Raw genomic sequence first — 20647 nt, 5'->3', positions numbered from 1 at the left:
AGTGAAAGAGCGTTTATCCGACAGGTTTCGCTCCTTCACTCTTTCACTATTTCGCCAATTTAAACTACGTATGGCTTTATCACGCGGGCGTTAATTTTCTTTAGGGATACAAACAGTCGATTCAGCATGGCATCGTCGCGGTAGAGGCCAATGATGGAGCCGCCTGAGCCGGTGAAGGAGGCCGATGCCCCACAGGAACGGGCCGTTTCGATCAGGCTGCGGTTTCGATCGCTGATGTTGTAAATCTGCGCCCGCAAATCAAAATTACGGTTTACCAGTGCATTCAGTGCTTCTGTATCGCGCTGGAGCATGGCTTCACGCCCCTGGCGGGCTACGTCGGCAATGGCACTCATGGTTTCGACCACGACGGGCTCTCCTTTGAGCCAGCGCGATTTGACATCATTATGCACCTGCCCCGACTGTTTACCCAGATCCGTATTGTAGGCAATGTATAATTTGGGCAGCAGCCGCGAATCCAGCGGTTCGTAGGCACCATGCCCCTGCTGGTCCATAATGGCTTTGTCGAAGTTCATATAGACACAGCCTTCGTAGCACTGAATGACCCGATCCTGCAAACCCGCTGTTATGCCCAGCTCATCGGTTTCGGTTGCCAGCACCAGATTGGGTAATACAGGCAAAGGGATGTCTACATTGTAGAACTGCATCAACGCCCGGAACGTCGCTACGATAATGGCACTGGAGCCAGATAAGCCCACTTGACGGGGAATGGATGTATTGTAACGAATCGAGAAGTTCTGATTGGGAAGCCGGATATTCTCTTTCTCGCAGTATTCGGCAAATTTCTTGATAGCCGCTTTCAGGAGTGGGACTCCCCCATGGTAGCCCAGCATACTAACCGAATCGCGCAGATGATGAAGGCTCCGAAAAACGTTCGTATCCTGTGGCTGCGGTTCAATATGAAGTTCGGGCGACGGATAAAGCGTTACTGACGCTCCGAAGTTTCGAACAGAAATGGCAATGGTTTTACCAAAAAATCCATCGGACGGGTTACCGAGCAATCCCGCCCGAGCGTATGCACGGGTTTCGATCAGCAAGACAGGAAGCGGCTACGGGCCGCCAGTTTAATCAAACAATTAGCCGACAAGTTTACGAAAGAATCCTAGTAAAAACCTTCCTGCATGTGCCGTAACCTAACAAAAAAAGTGACCAGTTTATTAACTGGCCACTCAGGCACTATCTGGTGTAGCGCATCGCTTAGGATTTGCTCACATCCGTTTTGTTTTTATCGTCGTACCCAACGTGGTGAGGATCATAGCCCTCATTTGGGTTGTCACCCTCTTCCAGATAGGTCGCATCGGCGCGGTGCAGGAGCGCATCGTCAGATGGATTTTCAGCCACCTCGCTCAGTTTGCTGGCGGCTTCATCGCTCATCATATGCCCTTTAGGTACTTCCGAAATAGCGTCGGCATCGACGTCCCACTCCTGCGTACCGCCAAGGCTCTGGTTGTGCGGTTCACCTGCCCGACCAACACCCAGGTTCGCTTCGCGGGTATCGTGCGTTATTTGCATATTTTCACTATCCATATCCATGCCTGAAGTCGAGTCTTTATAGGCATTTGTTCCCACACCTTCTGATTCACGGCCGAAATCAGACGTACCATGCTGGTTAGGATCTTTTGAATAAAAATCAGGATCTACTTTTTCGGGGTCGAATGGTGATGTAGTTGCCATAGCGTTAAGTGTTTTTTAGCTATAACACGGGATTGGAGGAGGATGTTTAGCAAAGGGCTTAGGGGGAAGGGCAAAGGGGGGGGGAATTATTATCCCTATGCCCTTTGCCCTTTGCCCTAAGCCCTTTGCCCTAAGCCCTTTGCCCTCTTAGCTCGGCCAGTAACTCATCATTTGTTTGCTGAAGCAGAGCTACGCGTTCGTTGAGCTGAAAAAGCAGGAACTCAACGTTACGAAGGCGCTCTTCGGTCGTGATGGCTGCCGACGGCGAACTCAGCGTCTTAAACATCAGCCCTTCGCCCCGCAGCAGCCAATCGCCATTTACCTGCGGAAAGGCAATCAGAATTTTTTCGAGTGTATCAAAACGGGGCTTTAATCGACCATGCAAGATATGGTATACTTTTTCGCCCCGATGCTCACCCAGTTTACGGGAAAATTCGAGTACGCTAATATCTAGTGAATCAATAAGTTGCTGCAAGCGTAGGTGAATGGTCATAAAAAATAAATGATTTATAAAAATAGTATTAGGAGCGAGGAGTGCGTACTAGGAGTTACGGACGCGAGCTTTTTCTCCCATTACTCACTCCTCGCTCCTAATACTACATATAACCCTGTAAAATAATCGCAAAAAGGCCAAAAAATACCTTTGTTAATTACACAAAACTATGTATATTTAAATCGTAAACAGTGCCCCTAGAAAAGGCAAAAGGGACCGCAACACGGGTCCCCTGCTTGAACAGTAAACAACAAATACTAATGAACACACAAAACAAAAACCAACTTTCGACAATTCAAAGCGGTACCCCCCTTAAACCGTATCAAAAAATTCACGAATTGACTGGTGAAGTGGTAAATAAGTACAAATATTTGGAAGGACACCCCCGTCAGTACCGGTTTGATGCCAAAGAAGGTGTGTTCAATATCAACGGGACCGAGAAGTTGGGCCGTACCCTTACCTTTCAACCAATTGCCTGGCGGATCTTCACCGACAACATTCTGAACATGGGGACCAAGAACTGGGCCGAACTCTTTTTTATCGACGAAAACAACTGCGTTTCGGCGGTCCTTTTTCATGGGTATTCTGTCGACAACATTTTCCGCCTGATCGAACCGCTTTATTACGACGACCTTACGCTGGCCGATGTGGTTGTTACGGCCGTTGCCGAGAAGAAAGAATACACTAAGTCGCAGCCAAAGGGTGTGTATTACATTGCCACGTTCTCATACAAGAATGGGGATCCCGAAAAAACGGCTGAACTCAAGCAGTTTGCTCAGGATGTCAAAGTTTTCCGCCAGGAAACGCTGACCGACATTGCCAATATCAAAACGGCGATGAACTATTACAACCCATTCCTAAACCCAACCGACGAGCACGAATTGCTGCCAATTGGTTAGGTTTCATTAAAAGGTGGTGTAGTGGAAAGAGCATCTCAGCCTATTGGCTGTTGCTCAATCCATTACACCACACTTTTGCTGGTCCACATACTCAACTTAGATCCATCAAGTATGCTTAGTCAATCTGTTGGCGCTGGTGATCATTATCGCTCGATCTTACGGGTGTCAAACTCCGACCTGACGCGCCTGAAAGAAGAACACCTGGGTTATTGGTCTACCCCATCGGCCCGGTTTATTTCCGAGAAAACAAAAGTGTTTGGCCGGGCTTTTCATCAGCACTTACTCGAACCCGAATCCGTCGGTACGGTGATGGCCCAACTGCTACCCGATTTAATCGATCCAGCCAGCCCACTACCTACCGACGAACTGGCTCCGGCACAGAGCAAACAGCTACAGACACTTATGAAGACCATCCGGCAAGATACGTTTTGCCGACGCTATCTACGGCTTTCGGAACGGGAGCGCATCATTTTATCGACCGACCCCGCAACGGGAGTAGCCTGCAAAGCCCGGCTCGATATGGTGTATACCAGTCCTAAACGAAGAAATGCGCTGATCATTGACCTTAAAACCACCTCTGCCCGTTCGCAGGCTCAGTTTCTGGAATCCTGCTATACCTACGACTACGATCGGCAGGCCGCTTTTTACATCGATAGCCTTCGCCATGCCGATAGCCGGGAATGGGACAATACGCGCCAGTTTCGGTTTGTGTTCGTTGGCATTATGAAACAACGCCCTCATCGGCTATTTGCCGTTGATGCAAGTTCCATACCCGGTTTTCTGGACTATGGTCGCAAAAAATACCGCTTCTGGCTACGTAAATGGCATGACGAACAGCAGGCCTTACCGCTCGTGACACCTGCCTGGAGCATGAGTGCTTAACCGCATAGAGTATGGGGCCAGGGGCGGAGGGTAAACCTTATTCTCGGCTCTTAGCCCCTAGCCCTCTGCCAAACCTACAAAACGTTATGAATGCTTCAATAATCAACCTCACTTCGACTCCCCTTCACTTCGACTGGGGTACCGATGGATTGGTGCTCTGGATTGAAGAGCTGGACGGCACCGACAGCCTGACCACTCAAATGGATGAGGTGATGGAACGGATTGGTTTCGCCATTGAATTACAAACCGGGTGGGACCATCGAACCGACAGCAATACCTTACATCCGCTGTATGGCTATCGGCTACTGCTACGGGATGCAACAGGCGGCTGGAATGCCGTAAAAACGGACGAAACAGGCCATTTTGCCGGACTGATCCCACTCCAGGAAATGGACTATGAAATCGCTTATGAAAAAGTAATGTGGATGGAATAATCCAATCGATCGCTCTAAAGCAAAAAGACCGGCCTGTGCATAAGACCGGTCTTTTTATTTTCTAAAGAACTGCGATTAAACTCATCTCAGGTACGGATAATAGTTCAATTTGGCCAGGCCAGCGTTTCGGTGTAGCTTCGTTATATGGAAATCATTTCGAAAAACTACGGCTGTTATTTCGACGAGTTCAGGCGCAATTATCCACCTGAATTTCACCCTCATGCAGGCTATTCCGAAAACCGTATCAAACTGGCCGACGAGGTTTCGGAGGGTGAGTTAAACGAGATTTGTTTCCAGGGTGTTCGCATCCACTATGGCGATTTCCAGACGCGGCAAAGCGATACCATTTCGACGACTGAAGATTTTGGATCGGTCGAAATGATCTTTCAGTTGCAGGGGCAAACCGAATATGAGTCAGCTACGCCCGTGCGGTTTGCCTCCGCCCAGCACAATCTGAGCTACCGACCTTATACCGATCTGCGCAGTCGTGTGGCGGTTGGCCGCCATCGGTATGTAGGCATCCAACTAACGGAAACTTTTGTAAGCCGCTTGGTCGATGAAAATTCGCCTACTTGCCATAAACTGTTTAACCACATCCGTCAACGAAAGGCCATCCTTCTGTCGGAACGGAATAGGAGTATACCACCCGCCTTACAGATTCAGTTGGCCGGGTTGATAGCTCACCACCCCCAAAAGCCGCTCAAACGACTGTACCTTGAGCTAACTGTGCTCGACGTATTTCGCCAGCAGATTGACCAGCTCGATACTATCCAGCAACACAAAGTCTCCTCATTACCTCCCCGCGACATAGAGAAGATCATGGCTGTAAAAACCTTGCTCGAAACCGACCCGCTAGGTTCCTACACGCTCCTGCAACTCTGCCGTTCGGTAGGCCTGAACGATTATAAACTCAAAAAAGGTTTTCGGGAGGTGTTGGGCACCACGGTCTTTGGGTATCTGAACGACCTTCGGATGACGTATGCCCGGCAACTACTTCGGGATACCAGCTGCACGGTTGGCGAAGTAGCCAGCCGACTCGGTTACAGCGAAACGCATCATTTTTCGTCGGCTTTCAAACGAAAATTCGGTTATTTACCGGGTCAACTCAGCGGCAAGCGATAAATCACACCCTTTTATGCGATCAGCCTTTTACCGACTAGTCCTTTATTCGTTTCTGGCCTTTACGCTTACCCTACCTACCTACAGCCGACCCCTTATTCCCGACGAGCCAGTAGGCGGCATTCGGTTCTTCAAAGGTTCCTGGCAGCAGGTACTGGCCGAAGCGAAGCGACAAAACAAGCCCGTATTTGTCGATGTATACACAACCTGGTGCCCCCCTTGCAAGCGCATGGCCAAAGAAGCGTTTCCGAACCCGAAAATAGGGGCGGCTTTCAATGTTCACTTCATTAACTACCAGGCAGATGCCGAAAAAGGCGAGGGGATCGATATTGCCAAACGCTATGCCGTGGGCAGTTATCCGACCGCGCTCTACATCGCACCCGATGGCGCTTTGATCCACCGGGCTGTAGGCTATGGCGGCATCATTGGCATGCTCGATCAGGTAAACCATGTTCTGCGTATTCCGCAGTTGAAAGCAACCCTGGCCAAAGGCGATAAGGAGTTTGTAAATGGCCGACGCGACCCCGAATTTCTAAAAAAGTACCTGGCGTTACGTCAGTCTCTCGCCCGGCCTACCAGCGACGTGCTCGATGTGTACCTGACTACCCTGCCCGACTCCAGTCGAACAGCTACGGAAACTCTGGCTTTTGTGGCCAATAACCTCCAGACATCGGATTCGCAGGCGTTCGATTTTTTGATCCGTCACCGACCACCGGCACTTTCATCCGATCCGGTCAAACGAAACCTGGCCACAACCCTATTCAAAGCGTTCTATCGCACGCTGGATAGTGACTTTAAGCAGGCCGTTTCGACCAACGACGAGACACTACTTGAAAAAGTAATTGTCAATAGCGAACGAAATACCACTTCGACCAATCCGTTCATGCTGCGAACGGAGCCGATGAAGGAGGAAGCAGCTACTACCTACCGATTAATGTTTTATAAGCAGACCAAAAACTTTAATCGCTACCAGGCAATGGCAGAATCTGTGGCTCAGCCCCTGATGAATCAGTCGGTTACGGAACTACACAAATCCGATTCTCTTGCTTCGGTTCGCCTAAAGAATATGCTGCCTTTTATGCCCGATTCGATAAAGAACCGATTATCCAGCATCCTGGCCGACAAGCCAATGCATGACCGGATCATGTCGAGGAAAGTGGCACTTTCGCTGTACGAACTGGCCGATACCTACCGCCAGCAAGGGACATCGACGAGCAACTGGCAGGCAGCCATCGGCTGGATCGAACGATCGCTGGTTCTTTACCGCTCGCCCGAATCGCTGCACACCTACGCCCAACTGCTTTATAAACTCAACCGGAAGCAGGAAGCCCTGACCAATCAGAAACAAGCCATCGACGAGGCCCAAAAAGCAGGCTGGTCTACCGACGAATACGAGAGCGAGTACCGAAAGATGACTCCGTAACGGGCAGTTTTTTTTAATCGGCCGACTAGGCAATCCAGCCTATTCCACGTTCTGTACAGAACGTGGGGAATAAATGACATCGAACTTACTTTACACGGTCCTCAATTGTCGTATCGTTTAAAAAGTCTTAACCTGTTGAGCTGTAATTTTAATCTCCCATAACACCGTGAATCCATGAATTAGCCGGAACTTCCCTGTTTTAATTCCCAACTCCTATGTTTACCAATCCAAATGCAGGGCCGTTCGAACGGTTTGCCTCAAAAGCCACACAAGTCACGGGTTCATCTACGGCATTTCTGTTAGCCTTCCTCACCATTCTTATCTGGATTATTACCGGGCCTATTTTCGGGTATTCCGACACCTGGCAACTGGTCATCAACACCGGCACCACGGTCATTACGTTTCTGATGGTTTTTCTGATTCAGAAATCCCAGAATAAAGATTCACTGGCTATGCAGGTCAAACTGAACGAACTGATTGCCGTAAATCGAAAAGCCAGCAACCGCCTGCTGAATGTAGAAGACCTGTCGGAAGACGAAATTCGGGCGCTGCACCGTTTTTTTGGCGAATTAGCCGAACGGGCTAAAACCGAAACCAGCCTCTCTATATCGCACTCAATCGAAGAAGCTGAAGAAATTCACCAGGAAAAAGTAGAAAACTTTCATCTGTTAAAATCAAATCGGCTTAGAGACCGTGATGCAACCGTTTCTGCGGCAGAACGTAAAAAAAGAAGCAGCCGAAAAACACCGCCTTCGTCTGACTCTCAATAGCTTTCGCAGCTCCATGCACTCAGTTTTTTTTGAATCAGATTGACCAAACGAACCAGGTCAAGTCTATTCAGGAGAAACCGCTCTGAACAGTCTGTGAGAAAGTTGGTTTATGAACCATAGCGTTCTGGACACACCCTATTATCAGTTTATTCAACGTATGAATCAGCCGACCGCTGCTCAATTTTCACCGCTATTGTCTGATGAAGAATCTTTATTGCGACGATCGTACGACCAGTTCCAGACGGCGTTGAGCATTGGCCTTATTGCCACCTGGTTTTGGGACATTGGCAATGATAAACTATATGGCGACCCTAACCTGCTGCGCATGTTCGATGTAGCTGATACGCAGACCTCAAGAGATGGGCTCCCCCTAAGCACCTTTACCAACAACATTCATCCCGACGACCGCGACCGGGTTTTACAACTGATCGAAGAGTCGATCCGGCTGGGCCGGACGTACGAGGCAGAATACCGCATCTTAACCCCAAACCAGGCCAGTAAATGGGTACTTGTCCGTGGGCAGGCAACGTACGATACGCAACACCAGCCTCTTACTTTTTCAGGTATACTAATCGACCTGACTGAGCGTAAGACAGCGGAGTTGCGTTCGCAATTGGCCGAAGATCGGCTTCGACTCGCCATTGATTCCGTCCAGCTAGGAACCTGGGATTTTAATCCCCTTACTCAAACCCTGATCTGGTCGGATCGTTGCAAAGAACTGTTTGGACTTTCGCCATCAGCGCATGTCGATTACGGAGTTTTCCTGCAGGGGCTACACCCCGATGATCGGGAGCGCACCGACCTGGCTGTACAGGAAGCCCTACGGCCAGGCAGTACGGGACGTTATGCTATCGAATACCGAACGGTGGGTATCGAAGATGGGCAGCTTCGCTGGATTAGGGCTAATGGACAGGCATTGTTCAACCAGGAAGGGGTCGCTCAGGAATTTATTGGTACCGTAATCGACATTAGCGACAGCAAGCGCAATGAAGCGATGCTACATCAACTGGTTGTTGAACAAACCCAGAATCTGGAACGGCAGACCCACCACCTACGAACCATACTGGATGCCTCTCTGAACAGTATTATCGCCATGACGGCCATCCGGGACAGCACGGGCAAGATCGTCGATTTTATGATGGATACGGCCAACCAGGCCGTTATACGCAGTAATTTTATGGAACCCGAACAGATCATAGGCCGTACACTGCTGACCGTCTTTCCGGGGAACAAGGAAAATGGCTTTTTTGACCTGTATGTCGGAGTCGTTGAAACGGGGCAGGCGGGGCAGAGTACCCAATACTATCGGGATGAGTTTGGGCTGGAAGGCTGGTTTGAAGTGTCGGCTGTCAAACAGGGTGAGGATGGCCTGGTCGTTACCTACAACAACATAACCGAGCGAAAAAAGACCGAACTGGCCGCCCAACAACAAGCTCTCGAACTCAAAACGGCAAATGCTGAACTCAAACGATCCAACGAAAGCCTTCAGCAGTTTGCTCACATTGCCTCACACGATTTACAGGAACCCCTCCGGCGCATTCAGTCGTTCAGCGATCTGCTCAAAACGCAGTTTGCCGATAACCTGTCGGATGGCGAATCGGACATGATTTACCGGATTCAGCGATCAGCACAACGCATGCAGTTACTCATCAAAGATTTACTGACGTACTCGAAGTTAAGTACTCAGCGTGATCCATTCGCCCCGGTTTCGCTTACCGATGTGCTGGACGACGTTGTCAACGATCTGGAAATGAGCATCACCGAAAAAAACGCAACCGTAACGATCGACGATTTACCCACCGTGCTGGGCAGTTCGTCCCGTTTGCGGCAACTTTTTCAGAACCTGATTGCCAATGCCCTGAAATTTGTCCCAACCGAACGACGGCCTGTTATTCAAGTATCGGCGCAGGCAGCAAACCCCGATGAGCTGCCGTCCCGATTACAGGATCAGCCAGCCAGCTCGTTCTGGCTCATTAAGATTACCGACAATGGAATCGGCTTCGACGAGCGGTACAAAGACCGCATTTTCACCCCTTTCCAGCGATTGCACGACACAGGCTCTTATACCGGAACAGGTATAGGATTGGCTATCTGTCAGCGGGTGGCCGAAAGCCACGGAGGAGCAATTGATGTGAGCAGCCAGCCCCACCAGGGGTCGATATTCAAGGTTTTTCTGCCGATGCTAGCTAGTTGATACCCATTCAGGCACGACAAGGGCTGGGCAAACAAAGACCCGACAGAGCCCGAAACATGGTCTGGTAGTCGGTAAAAGCCTGTTTGGCTCCTGCAACAACTTCATCGGGCTGGTTATCACCGACCGAAGTCAGGAATTCGCCAAATTGTTTCCAGTTGATTCCTGTAGCGGGGCCGTATCCCCGAAAAAAACGGGCCTGGTCGAGCAGGGGCAGAACCGCCGGGTTTTGCTGTAGCCATTTCCAGATCACCGTTCCCCCCAACATAGATCCCTCGCCTACATAAGCCGCTCCTAATAAGGAATACGGCGACCAATGGCGAAACGCATCCGGTTCGACGGGGGATATGGGCTCATTCAGCCGCGCAAGATCGGCCAGAAGCCAGTCTGCTTTTCGGCGTGTATCGGGATTATACTTCTGAAAAAAATCGGGATAAAGGTCAATAGCCTCTTCTAAACCCCGGTGGAAACGCAAATGTGTATGCAGCAGGTGCGTGTATTGGTCGGTAGAGAGCGAGCCGTTCTGTAAAGCCTCGGTATAAAATAAAGTCTCGGTTTGGAGATGCAGGGGTTGGGTTTCGTACCGCAGTCGTTCCAGCAACGTCATCATGTATAATCGATTCGGGTATTTTTATTCAGCCAGAAATCACACAATTGGTCGATAAGCGTCCGAGTGGCCTGATAACTTCCCGGCTTTATGACGTAAGCGTTTACCCCAGCCTCGTACGCGGATCGGATGTCTCTGGGGCTATCCGACGTGCTGAAGGCCACAATGGGCAGAAACCGGGTTCGGTCGATAGCACGGGCCTGTTCAATAATGTCGAAGCCACTGATACCATGCAGGTTCAGATCCATCAAAACCAGCTTGGGCAACTGGGGGCGAAAAGTCTGATAGGCCCCTTTTCCCATTAAGTAGTTGATAGCCTCGGTGCCACTGGACAAGACCATATAGGTAATGTGCCGATCCAGTTTCTGCATCAATCGGCCAAATATATCCGCATCGTTCGGATCGTCTTCTATGTACAATACATCTGCCATACCACAACTCAGACAAGGGCCATTGCAGGGAATGAAACAGAAAACGTAGCCCCTCGATCGGGTTCACTTCGGAACCAGATTTTTCCCTGATGGCGATTGATGATCCGCTTTACAATGGCCAACCCCACCCCTGATCCTTCGAAGTTGCGGGCGTTTTCCAGGCGTTTAAACAAATCGAACATCTTTCCGGCCTGTTTCATATCAAAACCTATACCGTTGTCTTCAATGGTATAAACTACTTCGTCGTCCGTTTGTTGCCCGTTTATCCGAATAACAGCGTCGGTTTTGTGCTCCGTATATTTCACCGCATTGCCAATCAGGTTGGTAAACAATTGAAGCGCCATGGTCGAATCGGCATTGACCGGCGGGGTATCCCCTATGTCGATCCGCAATGCGCGCCCTTTGGCCGTCACCAGCAGTTCTTCCCGAATACCTTCCAGCAACTGGCGCATATCGATCGACTGCGTATCCAGTTCCGTACGGCCCATGCGTGAGTAATACAGGATATGCCGAATCAGGCTCCGCATACGCTCCGTAGAGTCGATGATTTTCTGAAACAGGGCCCGAGCGTCTTCGTCAAACTCGTTCCCATGCTCTTCGAGCAGAATTTCCGAATAACACCGGATGGATGACAAAGGGGTTCGCAGATCGTGCGATACCGTATAGCTGAAAGCATCCAGTTCCTCGTAGGCTACCTGAAGTCGCTGATTCAACATGCGAATCGCGTTGGCCTGTTTCGTCAGCACCTGCAAAATATCTTCCCGCAGCTTCACCACCGTACCAATTTCTGTTTCGGTCCAGTGGTTCGACGTATTTCGTACGATTTCGGTCCAGGCTTCAAAACTCTTACGTGGGCTTAGCCGGAGTTGCCCATCTCCACCAACCGTAACGGGTTTATCTGGATTACCCGCCCAGGTCACCTCCCGAATCCGTTCGGGTTTGAACCAAAGCACATACTCTTTCATCTCCCGCGACAACGCAATGGCTAGCATCCCCGCCCCCACTTCCCGAAATTCTTCGGCTGGAGGGTATAAACTCGCCAGGTGGTTGGTTTCCAGAAACGTTTCGGTATTGGTCGTGGTCAGCCATTGCCCAAGATCCCAGAGCTGTGTTTCGCTGGGGGTTTGGCCAAGCTGGTAAATTTTATCGTTGAACAGCAGAGCTACCCCCGTCGCATTGGTCACATTGAGCGCCGTAACCGGAAACTTCGTCAGCGCCCGAGGTACGTCGTCGGTTAGCAGGAGTTGTTCATGAAGCCGCTGTGCGTTCTGGCTGTATTGCAGCAGGTTAGTTTTATCTTCCTCACTCCGCCGAAACTCCAGTGCCGACGACAATAACTGACTCACGAATTTTGCCGCCTGCCGGGCTGGATAGTCAACAAAACGCGGAGTGGTGTTGTGGCATGAAATGAGTCCCCACAATTCGCCCCGATAGAGAAGCGAGATGCTCATCGACGCCTGAACACCCATATTTTTGAGGTACTCGATATGAATGGGCGACACAGCCCGCAGTACCGAATGGGTCAGATCGAGCGGCTGATCAACGGGCCAGTCGGGCAATGACAGTATCCGGGACGGCGTACTACCTACGTCGGCAATGAGCCGCACCAGATTGATTTTATATAATTCCCGGGCCTGTCGGGGAATATCGGACGCCGGATAATGAAGCCCCAGATACGGTTCAAGATGATCATCTTTAGCCTCGGCCACCACATGCCCATGCCAATCGGGGCTAAACTGATACACCATCACCCGGTCGTATCCGATAATGGTTTTGATACGCTGAGCCGTATTCTGCAACAAGTCGGGCAATGTACGGCTAGCCTGCACTTCGGTCAGCGACTGCGCGATTAACTGCTGATTGATGGCGGTATTCCGCTCATCGCCCGCCGATTCCCACTCCAGAATAATCAACCCCTGGTACTCGTGGATAATCAGATTCCAGGGTTTGTCGTTCAGCGTTACCGGCTGCGGGTTGATAGTCTCCCAGGAATGGTTTCGCCGACCAATGTTGAGCAGCTCAACGACCGTACTGGCTGGCAGATCAGTTCCCGAAAATAGGGTATCAATGGATTTGCCCAGCAGATCGGTGGCAGGTATACCTAACAGATCGACGATGTTATCGCTGGCATGAACAACCGAATAGGAATCAGGCAGAATAGCCAGTAAGTAGCCATGCGACTGTACGTGTCCGAGGATATGGATTGGTTCGCGTTCGCAGTTCGTTAGGTCAACAGTAAATGCACTCATCAATCAACTAGTTGAGTAAAGTGGGTTAAAACGTACACTCTGCCCATATCTCGGACTTAGATTGTCCATACAGGCCAGAAGAACGTCAACAAAACGTTTGCCGCTACAGTGAAGTCGTAACGGTAAAGCGCAATATACGCATACAATATAGCAATACATTGAAACTCTATAAACCAACATGGCTTTTTAATACCGTAAATGGATACAAGTCAATGTATACGTTAAATTTTCAGGTTGAAAATTATAGCCGAAATAGCGTTGAACTTTCCAATTGGTGGTAAATGCGCCTTATACAAACCAAAGAGTTAACCAGATGTTCTATGAAAATTGACCGAATGTTCCGATGCTTACAAACAATTGCATTTATTTGACGGATAATTCAGGGCCAATGTATAAAAAATGGCTATGGCCCTTACGGTTAGTTCTTACCTAAATCCTTACCACATGCCCGGACAGATTTTAGTAGTTGGTAGTTCAAATACGGACATGGTCGTTCAAACGACCAAATTACCAGCCCCCGGCGAAACCGTATTAGGCGGTACTTTTTTCATGAACCCTGGAGGTAAAGGAGCCAATCAGGCCGTTGCCGCTGCCCGGCTGACGGGCAACGTAACTTTTGTAGCCAAGGTTGGGGCCGATATTTTTGGCGAACAGGCGGTTGCCGGATTTCGTCAGGAAGGTATCGATACGAGCTATATTCAGACCGACCCTGCGCATCCATCGGGTGTAGCGCTGATTAACGTCGATGCTGCGGGCGAGAACTGTATTACGGTGGCTCCCGGAGCCAACGCCCACCTCCGGCCCACCGAAGTCGACACGGCTCTTACTGCCGTAGGTGCAGACACGCTGGTACTGGTGCAACTCGAAATCCCACTGGACACGGTAACTCACGCCATAAGCGAAGCGGCTTCACGTGGTTTACGGGTTATTTTAAATCCGGCTCCGGCGCAACCCCTGCCCAATGAGTTATTTCCGCATTTGTTTGTAATCACCCCGAACGAGACCGAGGCTGAACTCCTTACCGGCATTCGGGTCGACGATCTGGAAAGCGCCGGACAGGCAGCTCAAAAACTGCACAACATGGGCGTTTCGAACGTCATCATTACCCTGGGTTCCAAAGGAGCCTATCTATCGACCGGAACCGAAAGCCAGCTTATCCCAACGGCACCTGTCAAGGCGGTCGATACTACAGCCGCCGGAGATTGTTTCAATGGTGCCCTGGCTGTTGCGCTGGCCGAAAAACGGCCTCTAGCCGACGCCATCGCATTCGCCTGCAAAGCCGCTTCCATTTCCGTTACGCGCATGGGCGCCCAGGCATCCATGCCCCGACGAACGGAGGTGGCTGACTAATGCCTTCGCCCCTGACTCTTCTGCTAAAACAAGAGCAGCCAGGGGCGAGGGAAACGGTTTACTTACCGTCGAAACTTTGGATCATGTTCCGGTAAAACGTTTTGGCTTTCCATTGCCCACCTGCAATGATGCGCCGGATGGTGTAGAGCGGCAGCTGTTCATCCCGCCCATCGGCCAGGGTAAATGCAGCCGCATAACCTCGCTTCTGAATTTCGGGAAGGGCCTGCTTATTCCACAGTCCAAACGGATAGGCAAAGTATTTCACAGGCTTACCCGTGATGCTCTCCAGCTTGGCTTTGGGTTCTTCGATCTGAACTTTCCAATCGTCGCCCTGGTATTTTTTCACATTATGGTGGTCCCAGGTATGCGCTCCGATGGTATGTCCCCGATCTGCCAGGTCCTTAATCTGGGCTTTATCCATATACGGCTGTTTTCCCCGCCGTCCAATCGCCACCGTCATAATAAAGAACGCGCCTTTAAAGCCGTGTTTGTCCAGAATGGGTACAGCGGTTTCGTACTGATCGAGGTCACCATCGTCAAACGTCAGCATAACGGGTTTGGAAGGTAACGGGGCACCCGTAGTCAGATACGCGTACAACTGATCGGGCAAAATGGTATGGTAGCCACTATCGGCCAGCATCTGCATCTGTTCTTTGAAGGCGGCCACCGGAATGATGTAGTCTTTTGCGGTCTGGGAGTCTCCACCCCGCCAGTCACGAATTTGATGATAGCAGAGAACAGGCACCTGGGGCCGGGCCAGAATAGCAGCCGCATTCGCAACTTTATCGGCCGGAATACTCGACGGATCGGGCGCTGGGGCCGTAGCCTCGGCTTTCGTTTCCGAAGGTTTGTCGGTGGCAGTTGCCGTGGTGGTATCAGCCGTAGTTTCGCTGGAACCCTTGCCCTTGGATTGGCATCCCGTTAAACTATGCGTAAATAAGACAGACAGGCAGATGGCCGCTGCAAGCGATACATTTTGACGAATAAACATAGTAAGTAAATATGCCCTAAAATAGGAAAAAGTATTCGGGAGATGGAATTAAACTTATGGACTAACCGAGTTTTCTTGATGGCTTACGCAAAATTCATACCTTAAACCAAGCGGTCATGCTATGAATCAGCCGGATACCTACAGAAGCCTGCCTGTATCGTTTCGCTCCGTGCCCAGCACGTTTAACCACCGAATATGGCTACGTTTGTATGCCTGGCCCGTACGTTTTCTACACACAGATTGGTCGTCGGCCTAAAACGGACCTAAAAGAGGTAAAACCCAGGGCGGCATGAAGTCGATTAATAACCAGCGTAGGTTCTGCAACTGACCTTAAAAGGCGCTTACAGACCAGCGATCCGTCCGATCATATAGGGGCGCTATTTACGAACATTAATTCTCTGACTTACCCGATCTAGCTGTCGATCCATTATGCGATTTTTACCTTATGTGCTTTCGTTAACCCTCATCTGGGGCTGTTCAACAAAGGAAAAAACCAGTCAGCCAACCATGACCGACCAGAGGCCGACGAAGACTGACCCCACCCCACCTCAACCACACACTACTTCCCCTATAGCTGCCCACCAGACAGACAGCCGCGTTGGCAACAGTACATGGCAGTATTCGAAACGGGTTGATAACGAAGGACGTACGGTGTATAAAGCCTCGATCACATCGCCCACACTACTCGAATTCGATTTTCCGTACAATGGCGGTTCCCTTGCCACGCTGACCATTCGAAAACGCGATACCGACACGCATGTATACATTCAGGTATCGAAGGGGCAGTTTAACCGGAGCTTTCAGGAAGGCAAGGCACGCGTTCGGTTCGATGGGCATGCGCCTTTCACCTATACGTTTTCGGCGGCCGAAAATGGCAGTGCCAATGTTATTTTCTTCGATTCCGAAAAGGCCTTGATCAAGCAACTAAAAACAGCTCGTACCATGCTCATTGACGTCGATTTTGCCGGACAGGGCACCCGACAGATCGAATTTCGAACAGCCGGGCTAAAGTGGTAGACCTACACCTTACCATTCTAACAACTGCTGGAATGACAAGCCGTTTCGAAACCACTGGTTGCCGATAGCGAAAGCCTATCCCGAGCATTGCCATGGAGGTTTAACTCACTTTTAATAACCCCCTGGACCAGTCGGTGAGTTATTGATAAGGATTTGTAAACAACCTGATTCAAAACTCAATGACGATGAAACGGTTCTTTTTTCTTGCTGCGTTTGCGCTGGTAGCCAGCCTGACGCAAGCCCAAACAGTTACTGTCGACAGCGAAATGCGGCCCAATACCGACTTCAGCCGCTATAAATCCTATGCCTGGGCCTCGCAGGTCGATAACAAGCTTGACCCCGGCCTATACTTCCTGAACGACCTTGTCCTGAAAAAACAGATTCGGGATGCTGTCGGCTTTGCGATGGATGGACGAGGCTACAAGTTTATGCGGCAAAACCCCGATCTGCTGGTAAATTTCCGGGTTTTCGACAAACCAACCACCATCAAGGGCTACACCAATCAGGGCTCGGACTATTTTTCGGCCAGTGAGGTGCAAAGCCTGGGCGATGAGCAGGATATTCAGGTTCAGCCCGGCACCATCCTTGTCAATCTGGTCGACAATAAAACCGATCAGGTCATCTGGACGGGGCTGGCTTCGGGCCTGATCACCAATAACGGTTTTGACCGCCAGCAGGGTAAAATTCGCGAAGCCGTCAACCTGATTTTCAACCGGTTCAACTACCGGGCCGATAGTTATTAGGCCAACAGCCTGCAAACCAGCGCGTCATTCGAAAGACTGACGCGCTTTTTGTTTACGGGCTTATTCAGGCCGTATTGATTACGGCCTTTGTTTCTTTCTGTCTATTTTTACTGTATGATTTACCTCGACAATAATGCGACAACCCGGCTCGACCCGTGTGTACTGGAAACGATGATGCCGTTCCTGACAGACAACTTCGCCAATGCCGCCAGTACGCACCCGTTTGGTCTTTCAGCACATGACGCGGTTAAAACGGCTCGCCAGCAAGTGGCTGATTTACTGGGCTGCGAAACGCATGAACTGGTTTTTACATCGGGCGCTACGGAAGCCATTAATCTGGCTATTAAAGGTGTGGCCAAAAACTACCAGAATCGAGAATCGGACCGGCGCACCGGGCATATCGTAACGGTAGAAACCGAACACAAAGCCGTGCTGGATGTATGCGCCCATCTGGAGAAACACGGCTTCGAGGTGACGTACTTGCCTGTTCAACCCGATGGTCTGTTGGATTTGGACGTAGTGAAAGCCGCGATTCGGGCCGATACAATACTGGTATCGGTGATGCTGGTCAACAACGAAACGGGCGTTATTCAGCCCATCAGGGAAATCGCCCAGCTAGCCCACGAAGCCGGTGCTTTATTCATGACCGATGCCACTCAGGCCGTAGGCAAATTACCGATTGACGTCGATGCAATTGGTATTGATCTGCTGGCTTTCTCCGCCCATAAGTTTTATGGGCCCAAAGGTGTTGGAGGCTTGTTTATCCGCCAGCGTCGTCCCAACAAAGTAAAGCTGGAAGCTCTTTTGCACGGTGGTGGACACGAACGCGGATTACGCAGTGGTACGCTGAATGTGCCGGGCATTGTAGGCATGGGCAAAGCGGCTGAACTGGCACGGCAGGCAATGGCTGACGCAAATGAGACGCAAAGGGTTGCGTCTCTACGAAATCGGCTCGAAACGGCTTTGCTGACGATTCCCGGAACACGGGTAAATGGCAATCGGGAACATCGGCTTTATAACGTCACCAATATCTATTTCGAGAATTGTGATTCTGACGCGCTGATTATAGGACTGGAAGGCATGGCCGTTTCGAACGGGTCGGCCTGTACGGCGGCTTCCATCGATCCGTCGCATGTGCTGCTGGCCATGGGTTTGAACGAAACGGAAGCCTTTTCCTGCCTGCGCTTTAGCCTGGGTCGATTCACGACCGACGACGATATAACGGCGGCTATTGATGGGGTAAAAGGCGTTGTGGAGGAGTTGCGAGCGTTGGTGGGATAAACACTTTTTATAGCTTTGGGGATGAATTTGCCACTTGTACGACCATTAGTATGCCGAAGCTTATTGAATATTTTGGCTTAATCTTTTATTTCTATAGTAATGAGCATTTGCCTGTTCATGTACATGTAAGTCACGCGGAATATGAAACTATTTTGAACTCTTTTTCGAGGACGGAAAGTTAATAGATGTACAGTTACGGAAAGCAGATGGTATTGAGATGCTGTCTCAAAAAGACCAGAAAGAAGCCATGAAAGTCGTTGAACTGTACGCCGATGAGATTGCGCAAAAATGGCTTGACTTTTTCGTACTAAAGAAGAAACCTAAAATTCGCAAGATCACGAAGAGACTATGAGAACGCTTGCTGTGACAGATGCCGAATACGTTGGCGATTACCGCTTGAAGGTGAGTTTTACTGATGGAAGCTCACAACTGGTAGACTTTGGGCCATTTTTACAAAACCATCCTCATCCCCAACACAATAAATACCGACAATTATCAAACTTCAAACGCTTCCGCATCGAACGAGGCAATGTAGTTTGGGGAAAAGATTGGGATTTAATTTTCCCCGTTTCGCAGTTGCATCAGGGATGCATAGCTCCAGCGGTTTATTGATAAGACTACTACGACTCAAAATCCAGATTATTAATACCATCAATCAGTTCATTGAGATCGTCAATGCCAGCAGGAACCGGCACAAGCTCGGCACGTGCCCGAATCGCTTCCATTCCCTGAAACTACTGCTGAAAGTCAAAACCTGCCGATGGCGGTTCACTCAGATGTACTGTTACGGGGCCTTTCTTGTCCGCAAAAAAGTCTAACATCCGTTCAAGCAGTTGAGCATTCATTTCGTTCGGATTCACGACAAACGTTGCTTCCATAGGCGTATTCAGTTAGCTATTGGCAAGATAACGAAATTTGCGGGTGTTTAGGTCATTTACAATGGATGCTGATATACGACTGGCTATCGAGTTTGTACTGAAAAAAGCCCTCAATTCGTAAAATCACGAAGAGATTATGAAACCCTACTAGAAGCAGAACGGCACCATTCGTTGATTGAGTTATCCATTTATTTTTTGAATCGCTGCTGCCTGTGCCACCGAAAGTGTTCAATCTTTGGATAATGAATTTCGCCAAAGGGGAGTGTTAAGGGCTTGCCATGGAACTGCTTGAGGTTATAAGGGCTCACTATATTATCAGCTAATAAAGGCGAAACCATCACCCGTAAACGTTCATCTATGCCAATCATGCCCCGATCAAAGGCGGTATGTAAATTTGGACATAGTGCTATCCCGTTTGTGACTTTATCATCGCCCGAAATACTGATAGGCACGATGTGGCAGGCTTCCACCAGCGATGACCCATCAACAGCAATTACCTTCATCCCGGAAATTGCACAGGTAAAATCATAGACTTTAGGAACAAGCTTCTTGAACAAGCCTCTCCGAACAAACCGTATTTCTTCATCCTCAGAGGGCCGTAGCTGTTCATAAGCAGCTTCTTTTTCATTGAGCAAATACGCTTCCAGGTCGTGCAGATAACTACGTCCGGTATTCTTTATGGCTAAAAACTCAGCTTTTGTATTACCGAAATAATGATCCAATACAATCATCTTCAGATAGGTACGCGCTTCAGTATTCGTCAGCAAGTCGAATAAATCGTTAGCAAAATAACCATAGTCGAGTTTGTCGTTTAACACATGAACGCTTCGAATGTAGTGGTCGATATAATAGCCAGCCTGTGCTTTCAGAAACCAGAATCCATCATTTTGGAGATAAAAAAACGGCTGTGTAAAATCATCCTTATGGGCTGTCTTTACCAACAAAGAAAAGTTCTCCTTGAACGTTGCAACTAATTCAGGGGTAATGGTTATTCGATTGTCGGAGATCAGTCCTTTATCGATCAGCTCAAGCAGACTAATCAGAAAAACTGGCTTATGAGGGGCTTTCCCATACTGCGTTCCGCCCTGTCTGAGTTTGGTAAATTTGCGTACATAAGTTCGTAGTAAGGCTTGATCAAAGGGTGTAGACATGAGAATACGAATTTGCCGGGCAAAGATAGCAACCTTCCAATAAGAT

22 protein-coding genes are annotated in these 20647 nt (G+C 49.6%); 13 read left to right on the top strand and 9 right to left on the bottom strand.

What is annotated here, in order from left to right; genetic code table 11:
- Positions 1-59 precede the first annotated feature (59 nt).
- The 3 genes from B153_RS0125530 to B153_RS0125520 all read right to left on the bottom strand — a co-directional run bounded on the left by B153_RS0125530 (position 60) and on the right by B153_RS0125520 (position 2185).
- A complete protein-coding gene (locus B153_RS0125530) occupies positions 60-1055 on the bottom strand; it encodes a mevalonate kinase family protein (RefSeq protein WP_020599588.1) in 996 nt (331 codons plus the stop codon).
- A gap of 160 nt (positions 1056-1215) precedes the next feature.
- A complete protein-coding gene (locus B153_RS0125525; RefSeq protein WP_020599587.1) occupies positions 1216-1692 on the bottom strand; it encodes a hypothetical protein in 477 nt (158 codons plus the stop codon).
- Positions 1693-1822: 130 nt separating this feature from the next.
- Positions 1823-2185 (bottom strand): helix-turn-helix domain-containing protein, encoded by a 363-nt coding sequence (locus B153_RS0125520; RefSeq protein ID WP_020599586.1) that lies wholly within the window; start codon positions 2183-2185, stop codon positions 1823-1825.
- 260 nt (positions 2186-2445) lie between these two features.
- On the opposite strand from B153_RS0125520, the gene B153_RS0125515 reads away from it, so the two are divergent.
- The 7 genes from B153_RS0125515 to B153_RS0125485 all read left to right on the top strand — a co-directional run bounded on the left by B153_RS0125515 (position 2446) and on the right by B153_RS0125485 (position 9906).
- Positions 2446-3084: a hypothetical protein gene (locus tag B153_RS0125515; RefSeq protein ID WP_020599585.1), complete on the top strand. Its 639-nt coding sequence runs from the start codon at positions 2446-2448 to the stop codon at positions 3082-3084.
- 111 nt (positions 3085-3195) lie between these two features.
- On the top strand, positions 3196-3966 hold the full coding sequence (locus tag B153_RS0125510; protein WP_020599584.1) for a PD-(D/E)XK nuclease-like domain-containing protein: 771 nt from the start codon (positions 3196-3198) through the stop codon (positions 3964-3966).
- Positions 3967-4052: 86 nt separating this feature from the next.
- Entirely contained in the window at positions 4053-4400 is a 348-nt protein-coding gene (locus tag B153_RS0125505; protein WP_020599583.1) for a hypothetical protein, read from the top strand.
- A gap of 144 nt (positions 4401-4544) precedes the next feature.
- Positions 4545-5522 carry a helix-turn-helix transcriptional regulator gene (locus B153_RS36920; RefSeq protein WP_020599582.1) on the top strand — a complete coding sequence of 326 codons (978 nt, stop codon included), beginning with the start codon at positions 4545-4547 and terminating at the stop codon, positions 5520-5522.
- Between the two features lie 13 nt (positions 5523-5535).
- A complete protein-coding gene (locus B153_RS0125495) occupies positions 5536-6942 on the top strand; it encodes a thioredoxin family protein (protein WP_020599581.1) in 1407 nt (468 codons plus the stop codon).
- A 215-nt stretch (positions 6943-7157) separates the two neighbouring features.
- Positions 7158-7712, top strand: a complete 555-nt coding sequence (locus B153_RS35890; protein WP_020599580.1) for a low affinity iron permease family protein — start codon at positions 7158-7160, stop codon at positions 7710-7712.
- Between the two features lie 109 nt (positions 7713-7821).
- A complete protein-coding gene (locus B153_RS0125485; protein ID WP_020599579.1) occupies positions 7822-9906 on the top strand; it encodes a PAS domain-containing sensor histidine kinase in 2085 nt (694 codons plus the stop codon).
- Positions 9907-9913: 7 nt separating this feature from the next.
- Here B153_RS0125485 and B153_RS0125480 read toward each other — a convergent pair whose 3' ends face one another.
- Genes B153_RS0125480 through B153_RS0125470 form a run of 3 tightly spaced genes read right to left on the bottom strand, consistent with a single transcriptional unit; the run spans position 9914 to position 13190 of the window.
- Positions 9914-10513, bottom strand: a complete 600-nt coding sequence (locus B153_RS0125480) for a biliverdin-producing heme oxygenase (RefSeq protein ID WP_026262449.1) — start codon at positions 10511-10513, stop codon at positions 9914-9916.
- Positions 10510-10941: a response regulator gene (locus tag B153_RS0125475; RefSeq protein ID WP_020599577.1), complete on the bottom strand. Its 432-nt coding sequence runs from the start codon at positions 10939-10941 to the stop codon at positions 10510-10512. The genes B153_RS0125480 and B153_RS0125475 overlap by 4 nt, the downstream gene beginning before the upstream one ends.
- Before the next feature lie 8 nt (positions 10942-10949).
- A complete protein-coding gene (locus tag B153_RS0125470; protein WP_020599576.1) occupies positions 10950-13190 on the bottom strand; it encodes an ATP-binding protein in 2241 nt (746 codons plus the stop codon).
- 444 nt (positions 13191-13634) lie between these two features.
- On the opposite strand from B153_RS0125470, the gene rbsK reads away from it, so the two are divergent.
- Positions 13635-14540, top strand: a complete 906-nt coding sequence (gene rbsK / locus B153_RS0125465; protein ID WP_020599575.1) for a ribokinase — start codon at positions 13635-13637, stop codon at positions 14538-14540.
- A 58-nt stretch (positions 14541-14598) separates the two neighbouring features.
- Here the strand turns inward: rbsK and B153_RS0125460 are convergent, their stop codons facing one another.
- The gene (locus tag B153_RS0125460; RefSeq protein WP_020599574.1) at positions 14599-15531 is read right to left on the bottom strand and encodes a polysaccharide deacetylase family protein; all 933 of its coding nucleotides are present in this window, start codon (positions 15529-15531) and stop codon (positions 14599-14601) included.
- Positions 15532-15960: 429 nt separating this feature from the next.
- Here B153_RS0125460 and B153_RS0125455 point away from each other — a divergent pair, with 429 nt between their 5' ends.
- The 5 genes from B153_RS0125455 to B153_RS0125435 all read left to right on the top strand — a co-directional run bounded on the left by B153_RS0125455 (position 15961) and on the right by B153_RS0125435 (position 19184).
- On the top strand, positions 15961-16548 hold the full coding sequence (locus B153_RS0125455) for a hypothetical protein (RefSeq protein WP_020599573.1): 588 nt from the start codon (positions 15961-15963) through the stop codon (positions 16546-16548).
- 185 nt (positions 16549-16733) lie between these two features.
- Positions 16734-17291: a DUF4136 domain-containing protein gene (locus B153_RS0125450; RefSeq protein WP_026262448.1), complete on the top strand. Its 558-nt coding sequence runs from the start codon at positions 16734-16736 to the stop codon at positions 17289-17291.
- Between the two features lie 114 nt (positions 17292-17405).
- A complete protein-coding gene (locus tag B153_RS0125445) occupies positions 17406-18572 on the top strand; it encodes a cysteine desulfurase family protein (protein ID WP_020599571.1) in 1167 nt (388 codons plus the stop codon).
- Positions 18573-18622: 50 nt separating this feature from the next.
- On the top strand, positions 18623-18754 hold the full coding sequence (locus B153_RS38905) for a DUF4160 domain-containing protein (protein ID WP_083928252.1): 132 nt from the start codon (positions 18623-18625) through the stop codon (positions 18752-18754).
- A gap of 166 nt (positions 18755-18920) precedes the next feature.
- The gene (locus B153_RS0125435; RefSeq protein ID WP_020599569.1) at positions 18921-19184 is read left to right on the top strand and encodes a DUF2442 domain-containing protein; all 264 of its coding nucleotides are present in this window, start codon (positions 18921-18923) and stop codon (positions 19182-19184) included.
- A gap of 122 nt (positions 19185-19306) precedes the next feature.
- On the opposite strand, the gene B153_RS37870 is transcribed toward B153_RS0125435, so the two are convergent.
- Together B153_RS37870 and B153_RS0125420 are read right to left on the bottom strand one after the other, a co-directional pair.
- A complete protein-coding gene (locus tag B153_RS37870) occupies positions 19307-19450 on the bottom strand; it encodes a hypothetical protein (protein WP_020599567.1) in 144 nt (47 codons plus the stop codon).
- A 188-nt stretch (positions 19451-19638) separates the two neighbouring features.
- Complete coding sequence (locus B153_RS0125420; protein WP_020599566.1) at positions 19639-20601, bottom strand: HNH endonuclease; 963 nt, start codon at positions 20599-20601, stop codon at positions 19639-19641.
- Positions 20602-20647: the final 46 nt, after the last annotated feature.

This window comes from Spirosoma panaciterrae DSM 21099, assembly GCF_000374025.1.
In the GTDB taxonomy this organism is placed as follows: Bacteria; Bacteroidota; Bacteroidia; order Cytophagales; family Spirosomataceae; genus Spirosoma; species Spirosoma panaciterrae.
Note: the sequence above shows the minus strand (reverse complement) of the source record. Positions and strands in the feature narration are given on the sequence as shown.